This window comes from Streptomyces sp. S6, from assembly GCF_054880855.1.
Genome location: NZ_JBTYMC010000591.1, coordinates 1 through 1,846, shown reverse-complemented (window position 1 = coordinate 1,846; position 1,846 = coordinate 1). Strand labels below are relative to the sequence as shown.

General features: G+C 73.0%; 2 protein-coding genes. Both read left to right on the top strand.

The window, feature by feature from the left end; translation table 11 throughout:
* Positions 1 to 340 (top strand): PucR family transcriptional regulator (locus ACVNF4_RS35585; RefSeq protein WP_461806971.1); only part of this gene is annotated, 340 nt, incomplete at its 5' end.
* Between the two features lie 111 nt (positions 341 to 451).
* A partial coding sequence (locus tag ACVNF4_RS35580) for an ABC transporter substrate-binding protein (protein WP_461806970.1) occupies positions 452 to 1,846 on the top strand: 1,395 nt, incomplete at its 3' end.

Sequence of the window (1,846 nt, the reverse complement as noted above, 5' to 3'; positions counted from 1 at the left end):
GGCGGGCGCGGGGGCGCGGGCCGCTCTCGCGGAGCCCCGGTTCGGGCCGGTCGCGGAGTGGGGGCGGATCGGGGCGTACCGGCTGCTGGCGGCGCTGGGGCCGGTGGCGGATCCGGTGGTCGCGCCGCTGCTCTCCCCCGTGCACCGGGAGCTGGCGCGGACCGCCGAGGTGTATCTCGACCGGGCGGGGCAGGCCGGGCGGACGGCGGCCGAGCTGGGGATTCACCGGCAGACGTTGTATTACCGGCTGTCGCGGGTGGAGCAGTTGACGGGGCTGGATCTGGGGGACGGGGAGGATCGGCTGTTGTTGCACATGGCGTTGAAGGGGGCGCGGCTGTAAGGCCTGGGGACCGATCGGGAAGTAGTTATTGAAAACGATTGTCATCGTGCTACGGTCTGGACGGCTCTGCCTTGACCACCCGTTTACCCGTTGCCGCCCCCGGAGGGCCCCGTGCGTCTGCCCGCTCGCCGTCTGCTTCCCGCTTCCGCTCTCGCGGCGGCGTCCCTGTTGTTCGTCTCGGGGTGTTTCACCGGGTCGTCCGAGGCGAGCGGGGACGGCGGCAAGCGCATACGCGTCGTGATGATGCAGCCGCCGAGCTCGGGGCTGTCGCCGCTGGCCGACGACGCGTTCATGCTGTCGCGGTGGTCGACGGCCGAGACGCTGGTGAAGCTGGACGCCGCCGGGGACGCGCGCCCCGCGCTCGCCACCAAGTGGACCCGGTCCGGGCGGAGTTGGACGTTCACCCTGCGCGACGGGGTCACCTTCCACGACGGTACGAAGCTGGACGCCGCCGCCGTGGTCCGCTCGCTCGGCAAGGCCGCCGGCGCCTCCCCCAGACCCCGCATCCTGGACGGCACCGACCTGACGGTGGCCGCGTCCGGTGCCGACGTCGTCGTCACGACCCGCGCCGAGGACCCCCTCCTCCCCCAGCGGCTCAGCTCCCCCCAACTGGCGATCCTCGCGGCGAAGGCGTACACCGGGAAGACGGTGAACCCGCTCGGCGCGGGCACCGGCCCCTTCAAGCTGGTCTCGGTGAACGGCACTTCGTCCGCCGCCCTCGACCGGTACGACGGCTACTGGGGCGCCAGGGCCAAGTCCCCCGGCATCGACGTGAGGTTCGTGCCGGACGGCACCGCTCGGGGCTCCGCGCTGCGCAGCGGTGAGGCCGACGTCGTCGAGGCGGTACCGGTGTCGCAGGCCGCGCTCCTCGACCGGAAGCTGATCACCGAAGTCCCGACGCCACGCACCAACGCCCTTTACCTGAACACCTCTTCGGGCCCCTTCAAGAACGCCGCCCTGCGCGCCGCCGCCCGGCAGGCCATCGACACGGAGTCGATCGTGAAGGGCGTGTACGAGGGACACGCGGACGCCGCCCAGGGGCTGCTCGGGCCCGCACTGCCGTGGGCGGCCGGACTGCGGAAGCCGGTGACACGGGTCCCCGCCGGACGGCCCGCCGGAGCGAGCGTCACGATCGGGACGTACACCGACCGCGCCGAGCTGCCCGAGGTCGCCGCGACGCTCCAACAGCAGCTCCAGAAGGCCGGGTTCAAGGTGAGGCTGGAGGTGCGGGAGTACTCGGCGATCGAAGCGGACGCGCTGGCCGGGAAGTTCGACGCGTTCATCCTGTCGCGGGCGACCGTCCTCGACTCCGGAGACCCGGTGGCGTACCTGTACAGCGGCTTCGCCTCCGACGGGTCCTTCAACCTCGCCCGGCTCCAGAACCCCTCCGTGGACGCCGCGTTGAAGACGGCGGGGGCGACGCCGCCCGGAGCCGCCCGGCGGGCCGCGATCGTCGCCGGGGAGGCCGCCGTGCTGGCCACCGACGCCGCCGTGCCGCTGCTGCAC